The 17,832-nt window shown below is 71.3% G+C and carries 16 protein-coding genes; 6 read left to right on the top strand and 10 right to left on the bottom strand.

Annotation, left to right across the window (positions count from 1 at the left end; genetic code table 11):
* Positions 1-14 precede the first annotated feature (14 nt).
* Together AC1MEY_RS08760 and AC1MEY_RS08755 are read right to left on the bottom strand one after the other, a co-directional pair.
* Positions 15-836: a rhomboid-like protein gene (locus AC1MEY_RS08760; RefSeq protein WP_480230273.1), complete on the bottom strand. Its 822-nt coding sequence runs from the start codon at positions 834-836 to the stop codon at positions 15-17.
* An 8-nt stretch (positions 837-844) separates the two neighbouring features.
* Positions 845-1,738 (bottom strand): adenylate/guanylate cyclase domain-containing protein, encoded by an 894-nt coding sequence (locus AC1MEY_RS08755; RefSeq protein WP_480230272.1) that lies wholly within the window; start codon positions 1,736-1,738, stop codon positions 845-847.
* Between the two features lie 116 nt (positions 1,739-1,854).
* On the opposite strand from AC1MEY_RS08755, the gene AC1MEY_RS08750 reads away from it, so the two are divergent.
* Positions 1,855-3,102 carry an acyl-CoA dehydrogenase family protein gene (locus tag AC1MEY_RS08750; protein WP_480230271.1) on the top strand — a complete coding sequence of 416 codons (1,248 nt, stop codon included), beginning with the start codon at positions 1,855-1,857 and terminating at the stop codon, positions 3,100-3,102.
* Here AC1MEY_RS08750 and AC1MEY_RS08745 read toward each other — a convergent pair.
* From AC1MEY_RS08745 to infC, 4 genes are read right to left on the bottom strand one after another with little or no spacing between them, the layout of a single operon-like run.
* On the bottom strand, positions 3,092-3,829 hold the full coding sequence (locus tag AC1MEY_RS08745; RefSeq protein WP_480230270.1) for a TrmH family RNA methyltransferase: 738 nt from the start codon (positions 3,827-3,829) through the stop codon (positions 3,092-3,094). The two genes, AC1MEY_RS08750 and AC1MEY_RS08745, sit on opposite strands and share 11 nt — an antisense overlap.
* Before the next feature lie 29 nt (positions 3,830-3,858).
* Entirely contained in the window at positions 3,859-4,248 is a 390-nt protein-coding gene (rplT, locus tag AC1MEY_RS08740) for a 50S ribosomal protein L20 (protein WP_163798995.1), read from the bottom strand.
* 57 nt (positions 4,249-4,305) lie between these two features.
* Positions 4,306-4,500: a 50S ribosomal protein L35 gene (gene rpmI, locus AC1MEY_RS08735; protein ID WP_163798992.1), complete on the bottom strand. Its 195-nt coding sequence runs from the start codon at positions 4,498-4,500 to the stop codon at positions 4,306-4,308.
* Between the two features lie 12 nt (positions 4,501-4,512).
* Positions 4,513-5,178 (bottom strand): translation initiation factor IF-3, encoded by a 666-nt coding sequence (gene infC / locus AC1MEY_RS08730; protein ID WP_480231374.1) that lies wholly within the window; start codon positions 5,176-5,178, stop codon positions 4,513-4,515.
* Between the two features lie 244 nt (positions 5,179-5,422).
* Here infC and AC1MEY_RS08725 point away from each other — a divergent pair, with 244 nt between their 5' ends.
* From AC1MEY_RS08725 to AC1MEY_RS08710, 4 genes are all read left to right on the top strand, one after another.
* Complete coding sequence (locus AC1MEY_RS08725) at positions 5,423-5,785, top strand: DUF1844 domain-containing protein (RefSeq protein WP_480230269.1); 363 nt, start codon at positions 5,423-5,425, stop codon at positions 5,783-5,785.
* A 56-nt stretch (positions 5,786-5,841) separates the two neighbouring features.
* A complete protein-coding gene (gene lysX / locus AC1MEY_RS08720) occupies positions 5,842-9,183 on the top strand; it encodes a bifunctional lysylphosphatidylglycerol synthetase/lysine--tRNA ligase LysX (protein WP_480230268.1) in 3,342 nt (1,113 codons plus the stop codon).
* Between the two features lie 730 nt (positions 9,184-9,913).
* On the top strand, positions 9,914-10,729 hold the full coding sequence (locus tag AC1MEY_RS08715; protein ID WP_480231373.1) for an alpha/beta hydrolase: 816 nt from the start codon (positions 9,914-9,916) through the stop codon (positions 10,727-10,729).
* A gap of 72 nt (positions 10,730-10,801) precedes the next feature.
* On the top strand, positions 10,802-11,899 hold the full coding sequence (locus AC1MEY_RS08710; protein ID WP_480230267.1) for a Gfo/Idh/MocA family protein: 1,098 nt from the start codon (positions 10,802-10,804) through the stop codon (positions 11,897-11,899).
* A 22-nt stretch (positions 11,900-11,921) separates the two neighbouring features.
* Here AC1MEY_RS08710 and AC1MEY_RS08705 read toward each other — a convergent pair whose 3' ends face one another.
* Together AC1MEY_RS08705 and AC1MEY_RS08700 are read right to left on the bottom strand one after the other, a co-directional pair.
* Complete coding sequence (locus tag AC1MEY_RS08705) at positions 11,922-13,028, bottom strand: hypothetical protein (RefSeq protein ID WP_480230266.1); 1,107 nt, start codon at positions 13,026-13,028, stop codon at positions 11,922-11,924.
* Positions 13,025-14,347 carry a hypothetical protein gene (locus AC1MEY_RS08700; protein ID WP_480230265.1) on the bottom strand — a complete coding sequence of 441 codons (1,323 nt, stop codon included), beginning with the start codon at positions 14,345-14,347 and terminating at the stop codon, positions 13,025-13,027. The genes AC1MEY_RS08705 and AC1MEY_RS08700 overlap by 4 nt, the downstream gene beginning before the upstream one ends.
* Before the next feature lie 67 nt (positions 14,348-14,414).
* On the opposite strand from AC1MEY_RS08700, the gene AC1MEY_RS08695 reads away from it, so the two are divergent.
* Positions 14,415-14,768 (top strand): hypothetical protein, encoded by a 354-nt coding sequence (locus AC1MEY_RS08695; protein WP_480230264.1) that lies wholly within the window; start codon positions 14,415-14,417, stop codon positions 14,766-14,768.
* Between the two features lie 3 nt (positions 14,769-14,771).
* Here AC1MEY_RS08695 and AC1MEY_RS08690 read toward each other — a convergent pair whose 3' ends face one another.
* Positions 14,772-16,076, bottom strand: coding sequence for a CHAT domain-containing protein (locus tag AC1MEY_RS08690; RefSeq protein WP_480230263.1), 1,305 nt, complete (start codon positions 16,074-16,076; stop codon positions 14,772-14,774).
* Entirely contained in the window at positions 16,067-17,794 is a 1,728-nt protein-coding gene (locus AC1MEY_RS08685) for a serine/threonine-protein kinase (protein WP_480230262.1), read from the bottom strand. Before AC1MEY_RS08685 ends, AC1MEY_RS08690 begins: the two co-directional genes overlap by 10 nt.
* Between the last annotated feature and the right edge of the window lie 38 nt (positions 17,795-17,832).

The following is a 17,832-nucleotide window of genomic DNA, read 5'->3' as shown; positions in this document are numbered from 1 at the left end:
CGCGGGTAGGCGCGTCATCGGCACGGGTGCGGCGTCGGATCCCGGGTGGTCCGACGCCGCACCGCGTCCTGGCCGAACGCCATCGATCGCCCGCCGTTCAACCGCGACGCCAGACCACCGGCCAGCGCACACAGCAGTCCGCTGGACGTCGCGGTCAGTACGACGTCACTGCTGCCGACCACCATCGCGAACCCGAACCAGGATGCGACGGCGAGGAGCCCCAGCCGCCACGGATTCCACGTCTGCGGCGGACCGAAGCGCATGCCCACCAGCACGCCGAGCACCAGGGCGAGGCCGTGTCCCGCGTCGGTGAAGTCGCCGTCCGCGGCGATGACGGCCGCACCGACGCCCACCCACCACCCGATCCACATCGGCTGCCACCGCCGTGGGATCGCAGCGGTCAAGGCCCCGAGTACCGCCATGGCGCCGTAGCTCATCCCGACGTCGGTGGCCCGGGTGATGTCGGTCGAGGTCCAGCCCTCCTTCACCGCCGCGACCAGGCCCGCAGCCACCAGCAGGGTCGCCCCGACGTGGCCCACCAGGAACACCACGACCAGACGGGTGCTGCCCCACAGCAATTCGCCGAGGGCGAGCAGGCACAGCAGGTTCGGCAACCACAGGGCGATCGCACCGGCGTCCACGACGAACGCGCTGCCGAGCAGGGTGCCGACGTGCCCGTGGGCGAGATTGTGCAGATTGGTGCTGGCGCGTTCGACGATGCGCTCCTGGGCATCCGGATCGAGCGCCGACAGCGCGGACGTGACGACCAGCAGCATCGCGCCGTACGCCAGGGTCACCCGCAGCCGACCCAACTGCAGCAGACCGGCACGCACCATTGGGTCGACTATGCCCCCGGTGGCGCCGATTCCCGGGTGTCGGCGGCTGGCAGATCCCTGCGAATCTTCAACCAGTACATCGAGAGATCCTCCGGCACACCCGTGATCTTTGGCGCGAACAGCGGCTTGCGGATGCGCTTGGCGGTGACGCCCATCGCGTCCAGGTCCTCGGCGGAGATGCGCTCCAGGGTGGTCTGCGACACCGCGATCCCACCCCGGGTCGCCCGATCCATCACGCGCGCCGCGATGTTGACGTCGATGCCCAACCAATCCGAGCCGATGCGCTGCGGGCGGCCGGTGTGCACCCCGGCGCGCACCCGCGGGGTGTAACCGTCGACCTCGACGGTCTTCGCGGCCTCCAGGGCCCTGAGCACCGCGCGCACGGCCGTCGTCGGGTCGGCGAACACGGCCATCGCGCCGTCGCCCATCCGCTTGACGATCTGCCCGCCCGCGGACAGCAGCGGCGGTTCCATCACCTGGGTGACGCGGCGGAGCAGTCGCAGCGTCGCGTCGTCGCCGGCGCCCAGCGACCATTCGGAGAACCCGACGAGGTCGGTGAAGACGAGGGTCACCTCGCGGTAGGCAGGCCGCCCGGACACCCGCTCGGTCAGGGCCTGCCACACCTGCAGGGCGCCGAGGCTCACCTCTCGCGACGCCGCCTCGCGGTCCAGGATCCGGTCGGCGGCGCGGGCCGCGGCGCGCGGGCCGCCCACCCCCGCGGCCGACAGCGGATCGCCGAAGTCGGGGTCACCCGGGAGCGCGCGCCGTGCCCGCCTGATCAGCGCGACGACGCCCGGGCTGTGATTGGTGGCCTTGAGCCACCCGAGCGGACCGCTCGCGCCGTATCCCGAGTCGGTGCGCTCCAGTCCGCCGGGCCGTTCCTCGAACGACTCGACATCCACGCCGCCAACCCTAGGTGGCTGTTCCGAACACCGGCAACGACGGTGGTCGCGTCGTGGACAACGTCCGTTGTCAGCCATATCGTGGACGGTCACGCCAACGGAAGGCCCCCTGACACATGCTCGAATGGTCCGACGTCGACATCGCCGTGCGCGATGCAGTTCGCGAGTTCGTCGACAAGGAGGTCCGACCGCACCTCGACGATCTCGAGAGCGGTGACATGACTCCCTACCCGATCGTGCGGACGTTGTTCGCCACCTTCGGGATCGACGCGATGGCCAAGGAGTCGCTCGAGCGGCGGCTGGCCAAGATGCGCGACGGCGGCACGTCGGCGCGCTCCTCGTCGGGCGGGATGTTCGGCGGCGGCACCGATCAGGCGGGCATGGGCTTCGTCCTGATCAGCGAGCTGTGCCGGGTCAGCATGGGCGTCGTCACGGGCATGGGCGTCAGCCTCGGGCTGACGGTGCCGACCATCGCATCGCGCGGCACCCTGGCTCAGCAGGAGCGGTGGCTGCCCGAGCTGGTGACCTACGAGAAGGTCGGGGCGTGGGCGATCACCGAGCCGGACTCCGGTTCCGACGCGTTCGGCGGCATGAAGTCCTACGTGGTCCGCGATGGCGACGACTACGTCCTCAACGGGCGCAAGACGTTCATCACCAACGGCCCCGACGCCGACGTGACCGTGGTGTACGCCAAGCTCAACGACGACTCCGCGGGCGAGCCCCTCGATCCGCGCCGGCGCAAGGTCCTGACGTTCGTCCTCGACCGAGGCATGCCGGGGTTCGTCCAGTCCGAGCCGTTCCGCAAGATGGGCATCCACAGCTCCCGCACGGGAGAACTGTTCTTCGACAACGTGCGCCTCGGCCGCGATCGGCTCCTCGGGGAGACCGAGGACAACGAGGCCGGCGACGGCCGCGACAGCGCCAAGTCCAACTTCTCCGCCGAGCGCATCGGCGTGGCCGCGATGGCGCTCGGGGTGATCGAGGAGTGTCTGCGGCTGTCGGTCGACTACGCCAGGGAGCGCACGCTGTGGGGCCGGGAGATCGGCCAGTTCCAGCTCATCCAGCTCAAGCTCGCCACCATGGAGGTGGCGCGAATGAACGTGCGCAACATGCTCTTCCGTGTCATCGAGGCCGCGCAGTCCGGTGCGTCGATCTCGCTGGCGGAGGCGTCGGCGATGAAGTGGTACTGCTCGCAGGCCGCCACCGACGTGGCGATGGAGGCGGTCCAACTGTTCGGCGGCAACGGCTACATGACCGAGTACCGCGTCGAGCAGCTCGCGCGAGACGCCAAGTCGCTGATGATCTACGCGGGAAGCAACGAGGTGCAGATCACCCACGTGGCCAAGGGGCTGCTCAGCGGCTGACGCGCGCGCTCTCGTAGAGGCAGATCGCCGCCGCGGCAGCCACGTTGAGGCTCTCCGCGCTCCCCCGCATCGGGATGCGGACGCGCACGTCGGCCGCCGCGGCGACCTCCGCGGGCAGTCCGTGTGCCTCCGACCCGAACAGCCAGGCCGTCGGCACGTCGAGGTTCACTTCGTCCAGCGACCGTTCGCCGTCGAGCGTCGCGGCCATCACGACGAGTTCCGCGTGGACGAGTTCCGGGATCAGAGCGAGGGTGTCGGGCGCCTCGACGACCGGCACGGCGAAGATGCTGCCCGCCGAGGCACGCAGACACTTCGCGTTGTAGGGGTCGACGCCGTCACCGGCCAGGACCAGCGCGTCGGCGCCCATGGCGTCCGCCAGCCGGATGAGTGTGCCCGCGTTGCCCGGGTCCGAGGTGTCGACGGCGACGGCGATCAGCCGCGGCGCCTCCAGCACCGCGGCCAGCGAGGCGTCCGGCATCCGGCACACCGCCACCAGTCCGACGGGGGTGACCGTGTCCGACAACGCCTTCGCGGCGCGCTCGGTCACCAGCTGGACGGAGGCGTCGGCCAGGAGGTCGCGATAGCGATCGGCGGCGGCCTCGGTGGCGAAGACCTCGTCGACGAGACCACGCCGCAACGCCGACTCGACGAGGTTGGAACCCTCGGCGAGAAAGCGTGCGGCGTGGCGTCGACCGGCGGGACGCTGCAGCTTGATCGCCGCAGCCACCCGGTTGGACTTCTCCGTCAGCAGCGAGGTCAGGCGGCTTCGCCCGACGGTGCGTTGACGTCCTCGGGCAGGGCGCCCTTCGCGACCTCGACCAGTGCGGTGAAGGCGGCCGGGTCGCTGATCGCGATCTCCGACAGGTTCTTGCGGTCCACCTCGACGCCTGCGGCCTTGAGGCCCTGGATCAGACGGTTGTAGGTGATGTCGTTGGCCCGGGCCGCTGCGTTGATCCGCGAGATCCACAGCTTGCGGAACTCACCCTTGCGGGCGCGGCGGTCGCGGTAGGCGTAGGTCAAGGAGTGGAGCTGCTGTTCCTTGGCCTTGCGGTACAGCCGCGAACGCTGGCCGCGGTAGCCCTTGGAGGCCTTGAGGACTGTGCGCCGCTTCTTCTGGGCGTTGACTGCGCGCTTCACGCGTGCCATGGGGTGTTCCTATTCTCAGTCGGTGCGATGGGAGGCCACGAAGGCCTGCGGGCTGGGTCAGCCGTTGAGCATCTTGGTGACGCGGGCGGTGTCGTTGGCTGCGACGGTCGTACGTCCATCGAGCCGACGCGTGCGCTTGGTCGCCTTGTGCTCGAGCAGGTGTCGCTTGCCCGCCTTCTGACGCACGATCTTGCCGGTTCCGGTCTTGCGGAACCGCTTGGATGCGCCGCTGTGGGTCTTGGCCTTGGGCATGAGTCCTCAGTTCTATGGGGTGTCGGTCGGTGCTTCGTCGGCCGGCGCCGGGGCGGCCGGGGCTGGTGCCGCCGGCGCGTTCGGTGCCTGCGCGTTGGCGCCCTGCGTATTGGTGCGCGGAGCAGCCGGGGCGTCTGCGTCGTGCGCCGCCTTGGCGCGAGTCTTCGCACCGCGGTGCGGTGCCAGCACCATCGTCATGTTGCGGCCGTCCTGCTTGGCGGACGTCTCGACGAAGCCGTAATCGGCGACGTCGGCGCCCAGCCGCTGCAGAAGTCGGTACCCGAGTTCGGGCCTCGACTGCTCACGTCCACGGAACATGATCGTGACCTTGACCTTGGACCCTGCTTCGAGGAAGCGGACGACGTGACCCTTCTTGGTCTCGTAGTCGTGGGGGTCGATCTTCGGCCGCAGCTTCTGTTCCTTGACGACGGTCTGCTGCTGGTTCTTGCGAGACTCGCGAGCCTTCTGAGCCGTCTCGTACTTGAACTTGCCGTAGTCCATGATCTTGCACACCGGCGGCTTGGCGTCGGGGGCTACTTCGACAAGGTCGAGATCGGCATCCGCGGCGACGCGGAGGGCATCTTCGATGCGCACGATGCCTACCTGTTCACCACCCGGTCCAATGAGGCGGACTTCGGGTACGCGAATGCGCTCGTTGATGCGTGTCTCAGTGCTGATGGGGCCTCCTATGTAGTCTTCGAGGAGACCAGCACCACGGCACCCAAACAGGTCGGGCCCCGTCGATGACAGGGCCCGAATGCCGACCGGTCACGACGAAGACGTCGCCTGTGCGTCGCACAGAACGGGCACCTCACGGTGCCTGTGACCGGACCGTCGAGCCCATGGGGCCAACGGTGGGAGCGGGACTCCACTTGCTGTCCCGGCAGTTGCCGAGACGGTCGCACGTGCCAGTCTAACAGCCATGACCGATCTTCCCGAACACCCGGACCAGGCATCGGAGCCGCAGACCCGCGAGTTGGCCGAGATCCCGGCCGTCGAGGTGATCACCCGGGCCGCCGTCATGTTGATGAGCGCCGCCGCCGAGAAGCTCGGACTCGGTGACGACGATCCCGACGAGAGCCCGCACCGCGACCTCGACGAGGCCCGCCGCCTCATCAACGCGCTCGCCGGACTGCTGAAGGGTTCCGTCGAGTACCTCGGTCTGCACGCCGGCCCGATCCGGGACGGACTGAAGGGTTTGCAGCTCGCCTTCCGCGAATCCAGCGCCGCACCCGAGGAGCCCGGCAAGGGTCCGGGCGAGTGGTTCACCGGACCCGTCTGGTAACCCGCTCCCCCGCAGTCCCACCCATTTCCCGGTTCGACCGAATATCCTCGCGCCCTATGACCCTGGCCCCGACCGACAAGCCGGCGAACAAGAAGACCCGCTCCGCCTTCTGGTGGGTTCCCGCGGCCGCGGGCTGGACGGTCGGCGTCATCGCCACGCTGTCGTTGCTGGCGAGCGTCTCTCCGCTGATCCGCTGGATCATCAGGATCCCGCGCGAATTCGTCAACGACTACGTCTTCAACTTCCCCGACACCAGCTTCGCGTGGGCGTTCGTGCTCGCGCTGCTGGCCGCGGCACTGGCGGCCCGCAAGCGGATCGCCTGGTGGATCCTGGTGCTCTACATGGTGGCCGCCTCCGGGTGGAACGTCGCCGACCTGGTGACCGGTGGCGAGAGCGTCATGGAGGACATCGGCGAGGTCATCGGACTGGGATTCCACGTCGCGGCCATCGCGTTCCTGGTCCTCGCTCGCGGCGAGTTCTGGGCGCGGGTCAGGCGGGGCGCCCTGGTCAAGGCCGCCGCCGCGCTGCTGGCGGGCATGGCCGTCGGCACGCTGATCGGTTGGGCACTGCTCGAACTGTTCCCCGGGTCCCTGGCCCGTTCCGATCGGCCCTGGTACGCACTGAACCGGGTGAGCGCGTTCGCCGGCGCCGACGCCGACACGTTCAGCGGGCACCCGCACGTCCTCGTCAACGCGCTGCTCGGCCTGTTCGGCGCGGTCGCACTCATGGTCGCGGCGATCGTCCTGTTCCAGAGTCAGCGGGCCGAGAACGCGCTCACCGGCGAGGACGAATCCGCCATCCGCGGCCTGCTGGAGCTGTACGGCAAGAACGACTCCCTGGGCTACTTCGCCACCCGCCGGGACAAGTCGGTGGTGTTCGCGCCGAACGGGCGCGCGGCGATCACCTACCGCGTGGAGGTGGGCGTCTGCCTGGCCAGCGGTGACCCCGTCGGCGACCCCAAGGCCTGGCCCGCCGCCATCGCCGCGTGGCTTCAGCTGTGCACCACCTACGGCTGGGCACCCGGGGTGATGGGCGCGAGCTTCGCTGCCGCGCAAGCGTTCCGCGAGGGTGGCCTGAACGCCATCGAACTCGGCGACGAGGCGATCCTGTACCCCGATCGCTACAAGCTCTCCGGCCCGGACATGAAGCCGGTCCGCCAGGCCGTGACCCGTGCCCGCCGTGCGGGACTGACCGTCCGGCTGCGCCGGCACCGCGACCTCTCCCCCGCCGAGATGGCCGCCGTCCTCGCCCGGGCCGACTCCTGGCGCGACACCGAGACCGAACGCGGCTTCTCGATGGCGCTGGGCCGTCTCGGCGATCCCGCCGACGGCGACTGCCTGCTGGTGGAGGCCGTGCGCGAGGGCGCCGGCGGTCCCGAGCACGGGGACACCGACGACGAGGTCGTGGCGATGCTGTCGCTGGTGCCGTGGGGCACGAACGGCGTCTCGCTGGACCTGATGCGGCGCTCCCCCCAGTCGCCCAACGGCACCATCGAATTGATGGTCAGCGAACTCTGCCTGCAGGCCGAGGACATCGCCGTCACGCGGATCTCGCTGAACTTCGCGATGTTCCGGTCGGCGTTCGAGGAGGGCGCCCAGCTCGGCGCCGGCCCCGTCGCGCGGCTGTGGCGGGCCCTGCTGGTGTTCTTCTCGCGCTGGTGGCAGCTCGAGACGCTGTACCGCTCCAACATGAAGTACCAACCGGAGTGGGTCCCGCGCTACGCCTGCTACGACGACGCCAGGCTGGTGCCCCGGGTCGGCATCGCATCGGTGATCGCCGAGGGATTCCTCATCCTGCCCTTCAGCAGGCGACACGAGCAGCACACCGGGCAGCACTCCGCGGTGCCGGTGAGCCTGGCCGAGAGCGGTCGACTGCACGACGACGGCTCGCTGCCGGACATGACCGGCATCACCGTCGACGACGACACGCCGAGCCGGTCGCGGCTGCCCGAGCAGGTACGGGTCCGGATGGCCAAGTTGAAGACGCTGCAGGACAAGGGCATCGACGCCTACCCCGTCGGCCAGGCGCCCAGTCACACCATCGCCCAGGCGATGACCACCTCGGACGTCGCCGTCAGCGTCGCGGGCCGCGTGCTGCGCATGCGCGACTACGGGGGCGTGCTCTTCGCCCAGGTCCGCGACTGGTCGGGCGAGGTGCAGGTGCTGTTCGACGACGCGCGCCTCACCGAGGGCCGGACGGCGGACGTCACCAACGCGATCGACCTCGGCGACCTCGTCGAGGTCACCGGCGTCATCGGGCAGAGCAGGTCCGGCACCCCGTCGCTGCTCGTCGACCGGTGGCGGCTGATCGGCAAGTGCCTGCGCCCGCTGCCGGACAAGTGGAAGGGTCTGACCGATCCGGAGGCCCGCGTCCGCACCCGCTACGTCGACCTCGCCATCAACACCGAGTCGCGCGACCTCATCACCGCCAGGAGCCGGATCCTGCACTCGATCCGGGAGACGTTGGTGGGCAAGGGCTTCCTCGAGGTCGAGACGCCGATCCTGCAGCAGATCCACGGCGGGGCCAACGCGCGGCCGTTCATGACCCACATCAACGCCTACGACCTCGACCTGTACCTGCGGATCGCCCCCGAGTTGTACCTGAAGCGGCTGTGCGTGGGCGGCGTGGAACGGGTCTTCGAACTCGGCCGCGCCTTCCGCAACGAGGGCGTCGACTTCAGCCACAACCCCGAGTTCACGCTGCTCGAGGCGTATCAGGCGCACGCCGACTACAACGTGTGGATCGACGGTTGCCGCCAGCTGATCCAGAACGCGGCCGAGGCGGCCAACGGCAGCCAGGTGGTGATGCGGCCCGGCGAGGTCGACGGCACGCTTCAGGCGGTCGACATCTCCGGCACGTGGCCGGTGAAGACCGTCCACGGGGCGGTGTCCGAGGCGCTCGGACGCGACATCGGCCCGGACACCGACCTGGCGACGCTGCGGTCGCTGTGCGACGGCGCAGGCGTGCCCTACCTGACGCACTGGGACGCGGGTGCGGTGGTGCTGGAACTCTACGAGCGACTCGTGGAGGGACAGACGCAGCACCCGACGTTCTACAAGGACTTCCCGACGACGGTGTCGCCGCTGACCCGCCCGCACCGGAGCATCCCCGGCGTCGCCGAGCGGTGGGACCTGGTGGCGTGGGGCGTCGAATTGGGCACCGCGTACAGCGAACTGACCGACCCCGTGGAGCAGCGCAGGCGTCTGCAGGAGCAGTCCCTGCTGGCGGCGGGTGGCGATCCCGAGGCGATGGAACTCGACGAGGACTTCCTGCAGGCCATGGAGTACGCCATGCCGCCGACCGGGGGGCTCGGCGTGGGCGTCGACCGCGTGGTCATGCTGATCACCGGCCGCAGCATCCGCGAGACCCTGCCGTTCCCACTGGCCAAGCCGCGCTAGCCGTCGCACGACTCCGAGGTCGCGTCCGGCAACCTCACAGCCTCCCTACAGCATCGGCGTCCACGATGACGTGGTGACGACTTCGATGCCGATGATCGCCGGCGACGTCTTGGCGGACGGCGCAGGAACGTGGGGGCGCGAACACCTTTCGCTGATGCACGGATGGCTGCCGCTCACCATCCAGGTGGTGGCGGCCGTGATCGTGGTGGCCGCCGTCGGTTGGCGGCACCCACGGTGGCGTCTGCTGTGGCTGCCCGTGGCCGCGGCTGCGGGGGTCGCGCTCACCGAGATCGCCTACTGGTACGTGTCGTCCGAGGGGCTCGCGGGCGACCCGGCGCCGAAGCGGCTCTGGATGTGGACGACGATCACCGGCGCGGCGGTCGTGGTCCTCGTCGCCGGGTGGCGCAGCGCACCGTGGTGGCGACGTACGGCGGCCGCGGTCGCGGTCCCGCTGTGCGTGCTGTGCGCGGCCCTCGCGCTGAACCTGTGGGTCGGCTACTTCCCCACCGTGCAGGTCGCGTGGAACCAGTTGACGGCGGGTCCCCTGCCCGACCAGACGGATCAGGCGACCGTCGTCGCCATGCAGCGGGCGCGCACGATTCCCGACCGCGGAACGGTGGTGCCGGTGACGATCGACTCGACGCCGTCGGGCTTCAAGCACCGCGGCGAACTCGTCTACCTCCCGCCGGCGTGGTTCGCCTCCGATCCGCCCCCTCCGCTGCCGACGATCATGATGATCGGCGGGGAGTTCAACACCCCGGCCGACTGGCTGCGGACGGGGAACGCCGTCACGACCGTCGACGACTTCGCCGCCCACCACGGGGGCAACGCACCGGTTCTCGTCTTCGTCGACTCGGGCGGCGCCTTCAACAACGACACCGAATGCGTGAACGGGTCGCGGGGCAATGCCGCCGACCACCTCACCAAGGACGTCGTGCCGTTCATGGAGAAGACGTACGGCGTGAGCGCGAACCGCGCCAACTGGGGCATCGTGGGCTGGTCGATGGGTGGCACCTGCGCGGTCGACCTGGCGACGATGCACCCCGACATGTTCAGCTCGTTCGAGGACATCGCCGGCGACATCGCGCCCAACTCGGGCACCAAGCAGCAGACCGTCGACCGGCTGTTCGGCGGCAGCGAGGCGCAGTACGCGAGCTTCGATCCGACCGCCGTGATCACCAAGCACGGCCCGTATTCCGGACTGTCGGGCTGGTTCGACGTCAACGGGTCGATGCCGTCGGCCCCCACCGTGGTCGACGTCGCCAACGGCGGCAACGGGCTGGGTGGCCGCGACGCCGCGGGCCACACCAGCGACCAGACCACGGCCGCCGAATCACTCTGCGGGCTGGGCGGAGTCAACGGGATCGACTGCGCGGTGGTGCAGCAACCGGGCAAGCACGACTGGCCCTTCGCCGCGCAGGCGTTCGTGGCGGCGCTGCCGTGGATGGCCGGCAAGATCGGCACCCCGGGCGTTCCGGCGCAACCCCTGCCGAGTCCGACACCGCAGGCCGTCGCCGCGCCGGTCCTGCAGGCGGCCGCCAAGTAGACACCGTCCACGCCGTCCTGCGGGCATACTGGGCTGCCACCCGGCACCCGGTCGAAAGGTCCACTCCGGCTAATGAGCACAGCGATCATCGGCACCGGTTTCATGGCACGCGTGCACGCGGAGGCACTGGCCCGCATCGGCGTCCCGGTGCTCGGTGTCGTCGGTTCGTCCCCAGAACGCGCCGCACTGGCGGGACTGGCGCCGGTCTACGAGAGCGTGGCCGAGGCGCTGGCCGACGACCGCGTCACCACCGTCCACGTCTGCTCGCCCAACCACTCGCACTTCGAGCAGGCGCTGGCCGCGCTCCGAGCCGGCAAGCACGTGATCTGCGAGAAGCCCCTGGCGATGTCGTCGGCCCAGGCCCGCGAACTTCGGGACGTCGCAGCGGATTCGGGCCTCGTCCACGCCGTCTGCTTCATCAACCGGCACTACCCGCTCTGTCAGGAGGCCGCGGCGCGGGTGGCCTCCGGCAGCGTCGGTGCGGTGCGCCTCGTCACCGGCGGCTACCTGCAGGACTGGTTGTCCAAGGACACCGACTGGAACTGGCGTCTCGATCCGGACCTGGGCGGCTCGCTGCGGGTGGTCGGTGACATCGGTTCGCACTGGCTCGATCTCGTCGGCTTCGTCAGCGGCCGCCGCGTCGAGGCCGTGATGGCGGACCTCACCACGGTGGTGCCCGAGAGGCGGCGCCCGCTCGGTTCGGTGGAGACGTTCGCGCAGTCGTCGTCCGACGCCGAGCCGGTCCCGGTGACCACGGAGGACGTCGCAGGCATCCTGCTCAGATTCGAGGGCGGTGCCCGCGGGGTGCTGTCGCTGTCTCAGGTGTCGCCGGGGCGCAAGAACCACCTGAGCTTCGACGTGAGCGGCTCCGAGGCCTCGCTCGCCTGGGGCACCGAGGATCCCGAGCGGCTGTGGATCGGCCACCGCGACGGACCGAACCAGATCCAGTTCCGTGACGCCGGTGACGTTCCCGCCGGACACGCCCAGGGCTACCAGGACACGTTCAAGGCGCTGTTCCGTGCGGCGTACGCGGCGATCGACTCCGGCGGCGCTCCGACGACACCGGACTACCCGACGTTCGACGACGGCCTCGAGCAGGCACTCGTCGCGGACGCCGTCGAGGCCAGTGCCCGCAGCGGGCGTTGGACCACCGTCCGCCGCGACGCCTAGCCCCTCGCGGCGGCGCGCCCGGTCAGTAGTCCGCCTCGGCGGCCAGGATCTCGGCGAGGAACGCGTCCGGGCCGGGTCGTCCGAGGCGAGCGCGCGCGTAGTCCCGCGCGCGGGACCGCAGCTCCGCGGCGGCGGGTGCAGCCGGCACGTCGGCACCGACGTCGACGCTCGTCGAGGTCCAGTCGTGGTTCCACGCCGAGTCCCCGGTGAGCGGGGCGCCGTCGCCGACGAGTTCCACCCGGGCGACGCCGTCGGCGTCGAGGGCGCCGCGGCCGGTGATCCCGCCCGCGTCGAGTCGTACCTCGATGCCGGACGCGGACAGCCCGCCCGCCATCGCCACCCGCACCGTCGCCGCGACACCGTCGTCGCCGGCATCGACCCGCCACGACACGGTGTGGTCGGCGGCGTCGAACACGCCGGGTGGCACCGCGTCCCAGTTCAGCGACCCGGTGCCGTCCGCGACGGCCGCCGGGGTTCCCCCGCCGCCGCCGGCACCCGCGGCCAGGGCGTAGTCCGCACGCCGGGCGGATGCCACGTCGAGCGCCGGCAAGGTCGCGTCCCACACACCCGCGTCCTCGGCGAGTTCCCGGCACGCGTCGACGAGTGCGACCACCCGGGGATCGCCGGCCCCCCGGTGCGCGGCGAGGGCGCCCCGATGTCCGGCGAGGAGTTCGCGGACCTCGGCGTCCACGGCGTCCTCGTCGAGGTAGTCCTCCGCGGCGACGAGAGCGACGGCCAACTCCGCGTCGAGCAGTGCGCCGTCGAGACCGGCGATGCCGTCCCGCAGGCTCGCCGGCCACCATCTGCGCGCCCAGTGTCCGATCGCGATGCGGCGCACTGGATTCAGCGCGTCGACGGCCGGTTGCGCACCCGGCACGTCGACGGATCCCGAGACGGTCCGCCCGTCGAGTGCGGCCGCCACGGCGGCGTGCCCGTCGCTGCCGACCACGCGCCACAACCAGTGCGCCGCGGTCACGTCGGTGATCGTGATCCGTGCCGCATCGGCACCAGCCGGGTCGTCGACCGTCCAGGCCAGCACGGCGCCGGCCACCTCGAGCACGGCGAGCACGGGCGGTCCGGTGACCTCCGGACCGCTGCTCCACAGTCCGCCGTCGACGTCGAACCTCATCGGACCACCTCGAGTTCGAGCATCGACTTGATGCGCTGCCGGTGGTCGAGACTGACCGACCGTGCGACGCCCTCGATGAGGCTGCGGACGTCGTCGACGTCCCCGCAGGGCTCCTGCCACACGTCGCGACCGTGCAGCCTCGCCCACAGCCGGGACACGTAGGGCCGCGCGAAGGTACCGAGGTCGTCGATGACCTGCTGCTGCCGGGGATGGATCGGCTCGCCGTCCGCCAGGTAGCGCCGCGCATGCATGACGTAGGCCTCCTTGCGCAGGCGTGCCTGCACGACGCGGCTCAGCTCGAACCGTGGCGCCGCCGACTCGTTCAGCGGCGCCAGCTCGACCGCCACGGCGATGCCGACGACGAGCGTGGCCTGCTTGTCCTCGGCCAGCAGCCCCCACGGGGCGCACGCACGGTCGACCTCCTCGGCGCACAGTGCCGGGATGTCGGGGAGTTCCTCGCGGTCGAGCGCCCGCCGCAGGGTCGCCCTGACGCGTTCGACCACGCTGCGGTCCAACGGCCGCGAGCGTTCCGAGGCGGTCCACACCAGCGGCGGGCCCTGCGGTTCGGTCGAACTGAGCCCGACGTCGGTGATCGACCACGGAAGGGCCCGCGGAGACGACCGTGCGCGGGCGCCCAGGTCGAACGGTGTCGCGTCGGCCACCAGCGCGGTCCACACCCGTTGCCGCGCCACCCGGGCGCCGTGGCCGTCCGCGGCACCCAGCACCGTCGTCAGGCCCGCGAAGAAGGGCTCTGGGGCGGTCGTGCCCGGCCGCACGTCACCCCAGCTGCGCACCAGCTGCGCCTCGAGGTCGTCGATGACGGTCTCGTCGCCGACGTACCGGTTGAGCACCTCGATCGCGGTGCGGTCCCGGTCGTCGTGCATCTCCCGCAGCACTGCCTCCGCCGCCGCGCGGGGCGAGTCCTGTTGCGCCGGATGCCCTCTCATGGCCGCGAGTTCGAAGCACATCGGGAAGTACAGCTCCTGCGCGTTGCCACTGGTGATCTTCAGCCGCCGCCGCTCCGCCTTGAGCAGCTCGAACCATGCTGCCGTGCAACGCAATCGAGGCGCATTGTCGAGAATCGCCTCGAGGACGCCCGCGGCGGCGTCCGGGTCGAGCATCGGGGCCGAGAACCGGGGGTTGGCCCGCAACCGCAGGACGAGCGGGTCGAGGATGCGCTTGACGGTGCGGCGCAGGGGTCCACCATCACCGGCACTGAGGGCCTCGACACCGGGGCCGATGGCCCGCCACGCGCGGTCGATGACGGCGCGTCGGGGCACGGCGACGGCGACGGATGCCTCGACCTGACCGGTGCTCATCGGTCCACCATAGGGGGCCGTACGGAAGTTGGGATCGGTAGCGCCGCGCCTGCGCGACGCTGTGCCGATGTCCGACGCCCTGCTCACCTCGTTCACGTTCATCGCCTTTGCCGCGCTCGCCGTGGTGGCCGCCAATCTCTGGTGGACGCGGTTCCCGACGCCCTCGACGCCGACGACGCCGGAGCGGCCGCCGAGCGTCGGCATCGGTACGGTCCGATCGGTCGCCGACCCCGTCACCGTCGAGGTCGAGAGCGTGTCCGGCCAGCGGTTCGTGGGCCGTCTGCACCGGTCCGACGACGTCCTCACGGCGGCCCTGCGTCCCGGGGTGGTCCTGCTGGTGTCGTTCGATCCGGCTGCGCGCGAACGGCTCTCGTTGGCGGACGACGCCGATGCCATCCGGTCGGCCGTCGCCGCGAGGTGACGGTCAGCGGGCGCCGTCGACGGCGAAGGTGACCAGCGCGGCCCAGTACAGCGGACTCGCCGCGACGTCGCCGGACCGCCAGCGTCCCAGTTGGTCGCGCTGCCACCGGTTGACCGCACGGCCGGCGTCGTCGTCCCGGTGGGCGCGGTCGACCGCGATGACGACGTCGGACATCGGGTCGGCGTCCGATGCGACGAACCGGCGGTGACCCGCGGTGGTCGGCAGCGACCACGAGGTCGCCGTGACGACCCGGGCACCGCCCAGTACCGCCGCGGCGACCAACCCGGTGGCCTCGTCGAACCGGTAGTCGCCACCCGAGGCGCAGGCGATCAGGGCCACGCGCGACGGCACCGGGAGTTCCAGCGACATCAGGTCCGCCGCCGTCAGCGGTTCCGCCTCGGCGAGGTGCAGGGCCGCGCGGTCGGCACTTCCGGACTCGGCCGCCGTCGCGTGTCCGACGTAGAGGAGCCGGCCGGGCCGCTCGGCCAGCATCGCGGCCAGCCAGCGCCGATCCGCGTCGGTCCGCCGGAAGAGTTCGACGGCGGCGCCGACCGGGGGAAGCACCGGTCCGCGCGCGATCGACTCCGAGAAGTGGCGCGCCAGCGGGGTGTCCGGGTGCGGGCGGCCCAGCACCGACCCGAGCGCGGAGTCGACCCGCTGGCCCGGAACGCGCGGATCGAGGACCAGCAGCGGTGGGCGGTGCGCGTCCGACGCCGGATCGCGCTGCGGCCGCGGGGTGTTCACGATGTTGGCGGGGACGGACATCAGGACGTCGACGAGGTCGAGCAGGCGCCGGCCGGCCGTCCACTCGGAGGGCTCGCCCTCCGGCCACGGAACGCGCGCGGGCGCCGTGCCCTCGACGGTGACCGCCGCGACGCGGGCCCGCCGCGTGGCCTCGGCGTCGGGACGCGCGGCCGGCACGGCCAGCAGCACCCAGGGCATCCGGGCCAACCGTGCACTCGGCGAGACGAAGAGCACTGCGCGGGGATACGCGACCGACTCGATCAGCAGCCGCCACGCGTCGTCGGAGAGCAGGAGCACGCCGAGGCGGTAGGCGAGGACGAGTTCGGCGGCCGGCGTGGCGAGTGGCCCCCGGGTCAGCGCCCGGCCCAGTGCGTCGCCCACCGACTCGTCGGACGTCGGTTCCGGTAGCGCCCCGGCCAGTTCCGCGACCGCGGCGAGCAGCAGCGGTTCCTCGATCACCCAGGTGACGGTGCGGGCGGGGTCGCCGACGACTCGCAGGCTGGCATAGGTGGCGATCCCCACGTCGGCGTACCGCAGGACCAGCGTCGAATCGCTCACGGCCACGTGATCCAGGCAACCTCGTCGGTGGTGACGTGCTGTCCGTAGCGCTCGAGCGCGAGGCGGCGATACCGGGCCAGTACCGGTCCCCCGGTGGGATCCATCGCGAGCGGCGGCAGCGGGCCCAGCCGGGTCAGCGACGGGCCGACGTCGACGGGCGGCCCGGCGGCGACGAGGGCGAGTTCGTCCACGTCGCTCGGCGGGGCAGGCGCGGTGGTGACTCGGGACCACTCGACGTCCTCCGCCGGCGCCCTGTCGGCGGTGAACGTGCCGCGCGCACCGTGGTATTCGATCAGCTCGCTGAGCAGCCCGGTGTTCTCCCACTCGGAGGCGACCGCGAACGCACCCGCCAGCAGCGGCGCCGAGATGCCGGCCGCCCACCGCGCCCGTGCCTCGGCGTCCGCGATCGAGTACCGCACGGAGTCGACGGCGAGCGCGGCGGGCAGCTTCAGATCGGCCGCGCGGGCGAGCTTGGTCATCGCGGTCGCGAAACCCGGGCCGGCGGGGTCGGCCCGTATGGCCCCGAGCGAGGAGCGGTACCGCGCCTCGAGTTCGTCCCAGCCGTCGTCGGGACGACCCGCGCCGTCGAAGCCGAGATCGGCGAGCGCGTCTGCCCGCCACACCGTGCCGAGGTGGTCGTCGAGCCGCGCGTAGGCGAGCCAGCTGCTGCGCGGGGACTCGTCGAGGCAGTCGCGGGCCTGCTCCACCATGCCGACGGCGTCCTGGTAGCGGCCCCGGGTGATGGCGATCCAGCTGCGCTGCAGCAGGATTCGATGAATGTGCAGCGGCTTGCCGAGTTCGCGCCAGTGCCGTTCGGCGTGCTCCCAGCTCTCGTCGGCGGCCCGCAGCAGGCCAGCGCCCATCCTGGTCAGCCCGAAGTACAACCAGCACCGCGACACGTCGTGCGCCCGGGCGTGGGTCGCGATCGCCGGGTACGCCTCGTTGATCAGCCGTTCGGTCGCCATCTGATCGCCCCGCGCCCAGCACGCCGTGCCCCGTTCCAGCCGGGTCCGCGCCGTGGCGAGTTCCCATCCCCTGGCCGCCGCACGGGCGCCCGCCCGCTGCAGCCAGGGTTCCGCCTCGTCCAGCCGCCCCGTCTCGATGCAGTACCGCGCGTAGCCGAGCGCACCGATCACGAAGAGGTTGTCCCCCGACTCGTCTTCGTGACGATTCGCGCCGATCTCGGCGATCACGTTCTGCCAGAGCGGCACCGAACGCACGTGGAGGTCGTCGTCGCAGAGCGCCACCGCGCAGTTGATCCGTGCGTAGGTGCACAGGTAGCCGTACTCGTCGGCGGGTCCGTCTCCCGGCCCCATCGCGTCGAGGTCCGCCAACTCGATGGCCGCGGACTCGTGGTCGCCGAGGGCCGCGGCCAGACCGACGTCGAGGAACCGGGCGCGGCGGGTGTAGCGGGACGTCATCCGCCGGATGTCCGGCACGGTCATCGTGCACCGCGCGACGACGTCGGCAGGTGCGGTGCCCGCGAGGATCGTCGCGTAAATCGCCAGGCACTCCGTGATCCGGCGGACGGCCTCACGCGTGCCGTCGTAGGCCGTCCGCACCAGGTACAGCTCACCGAGCTGCGCGAGCGCCTCGAGCATCAGATCGTCGCGGTCGGCCTGCTCGATCCGCGGCATCGACGACAGCAGCAGTTCCTTGGCCGCAGTCTCGTCGGCCGCGAGCGCCAGGTGACGGGCCCGCTCGAGGTCGTCGGCGATCGACACGGCGTCAGCATAGTGCGCCGCCGCGCCGCCGGAGGGTG

The organism is Mycobacterium sp. PTI7 (genome assembly GCF_056679845.1).
This window is presented reverse-complemented; position numbering and strand designations above follow the sequence as displayed.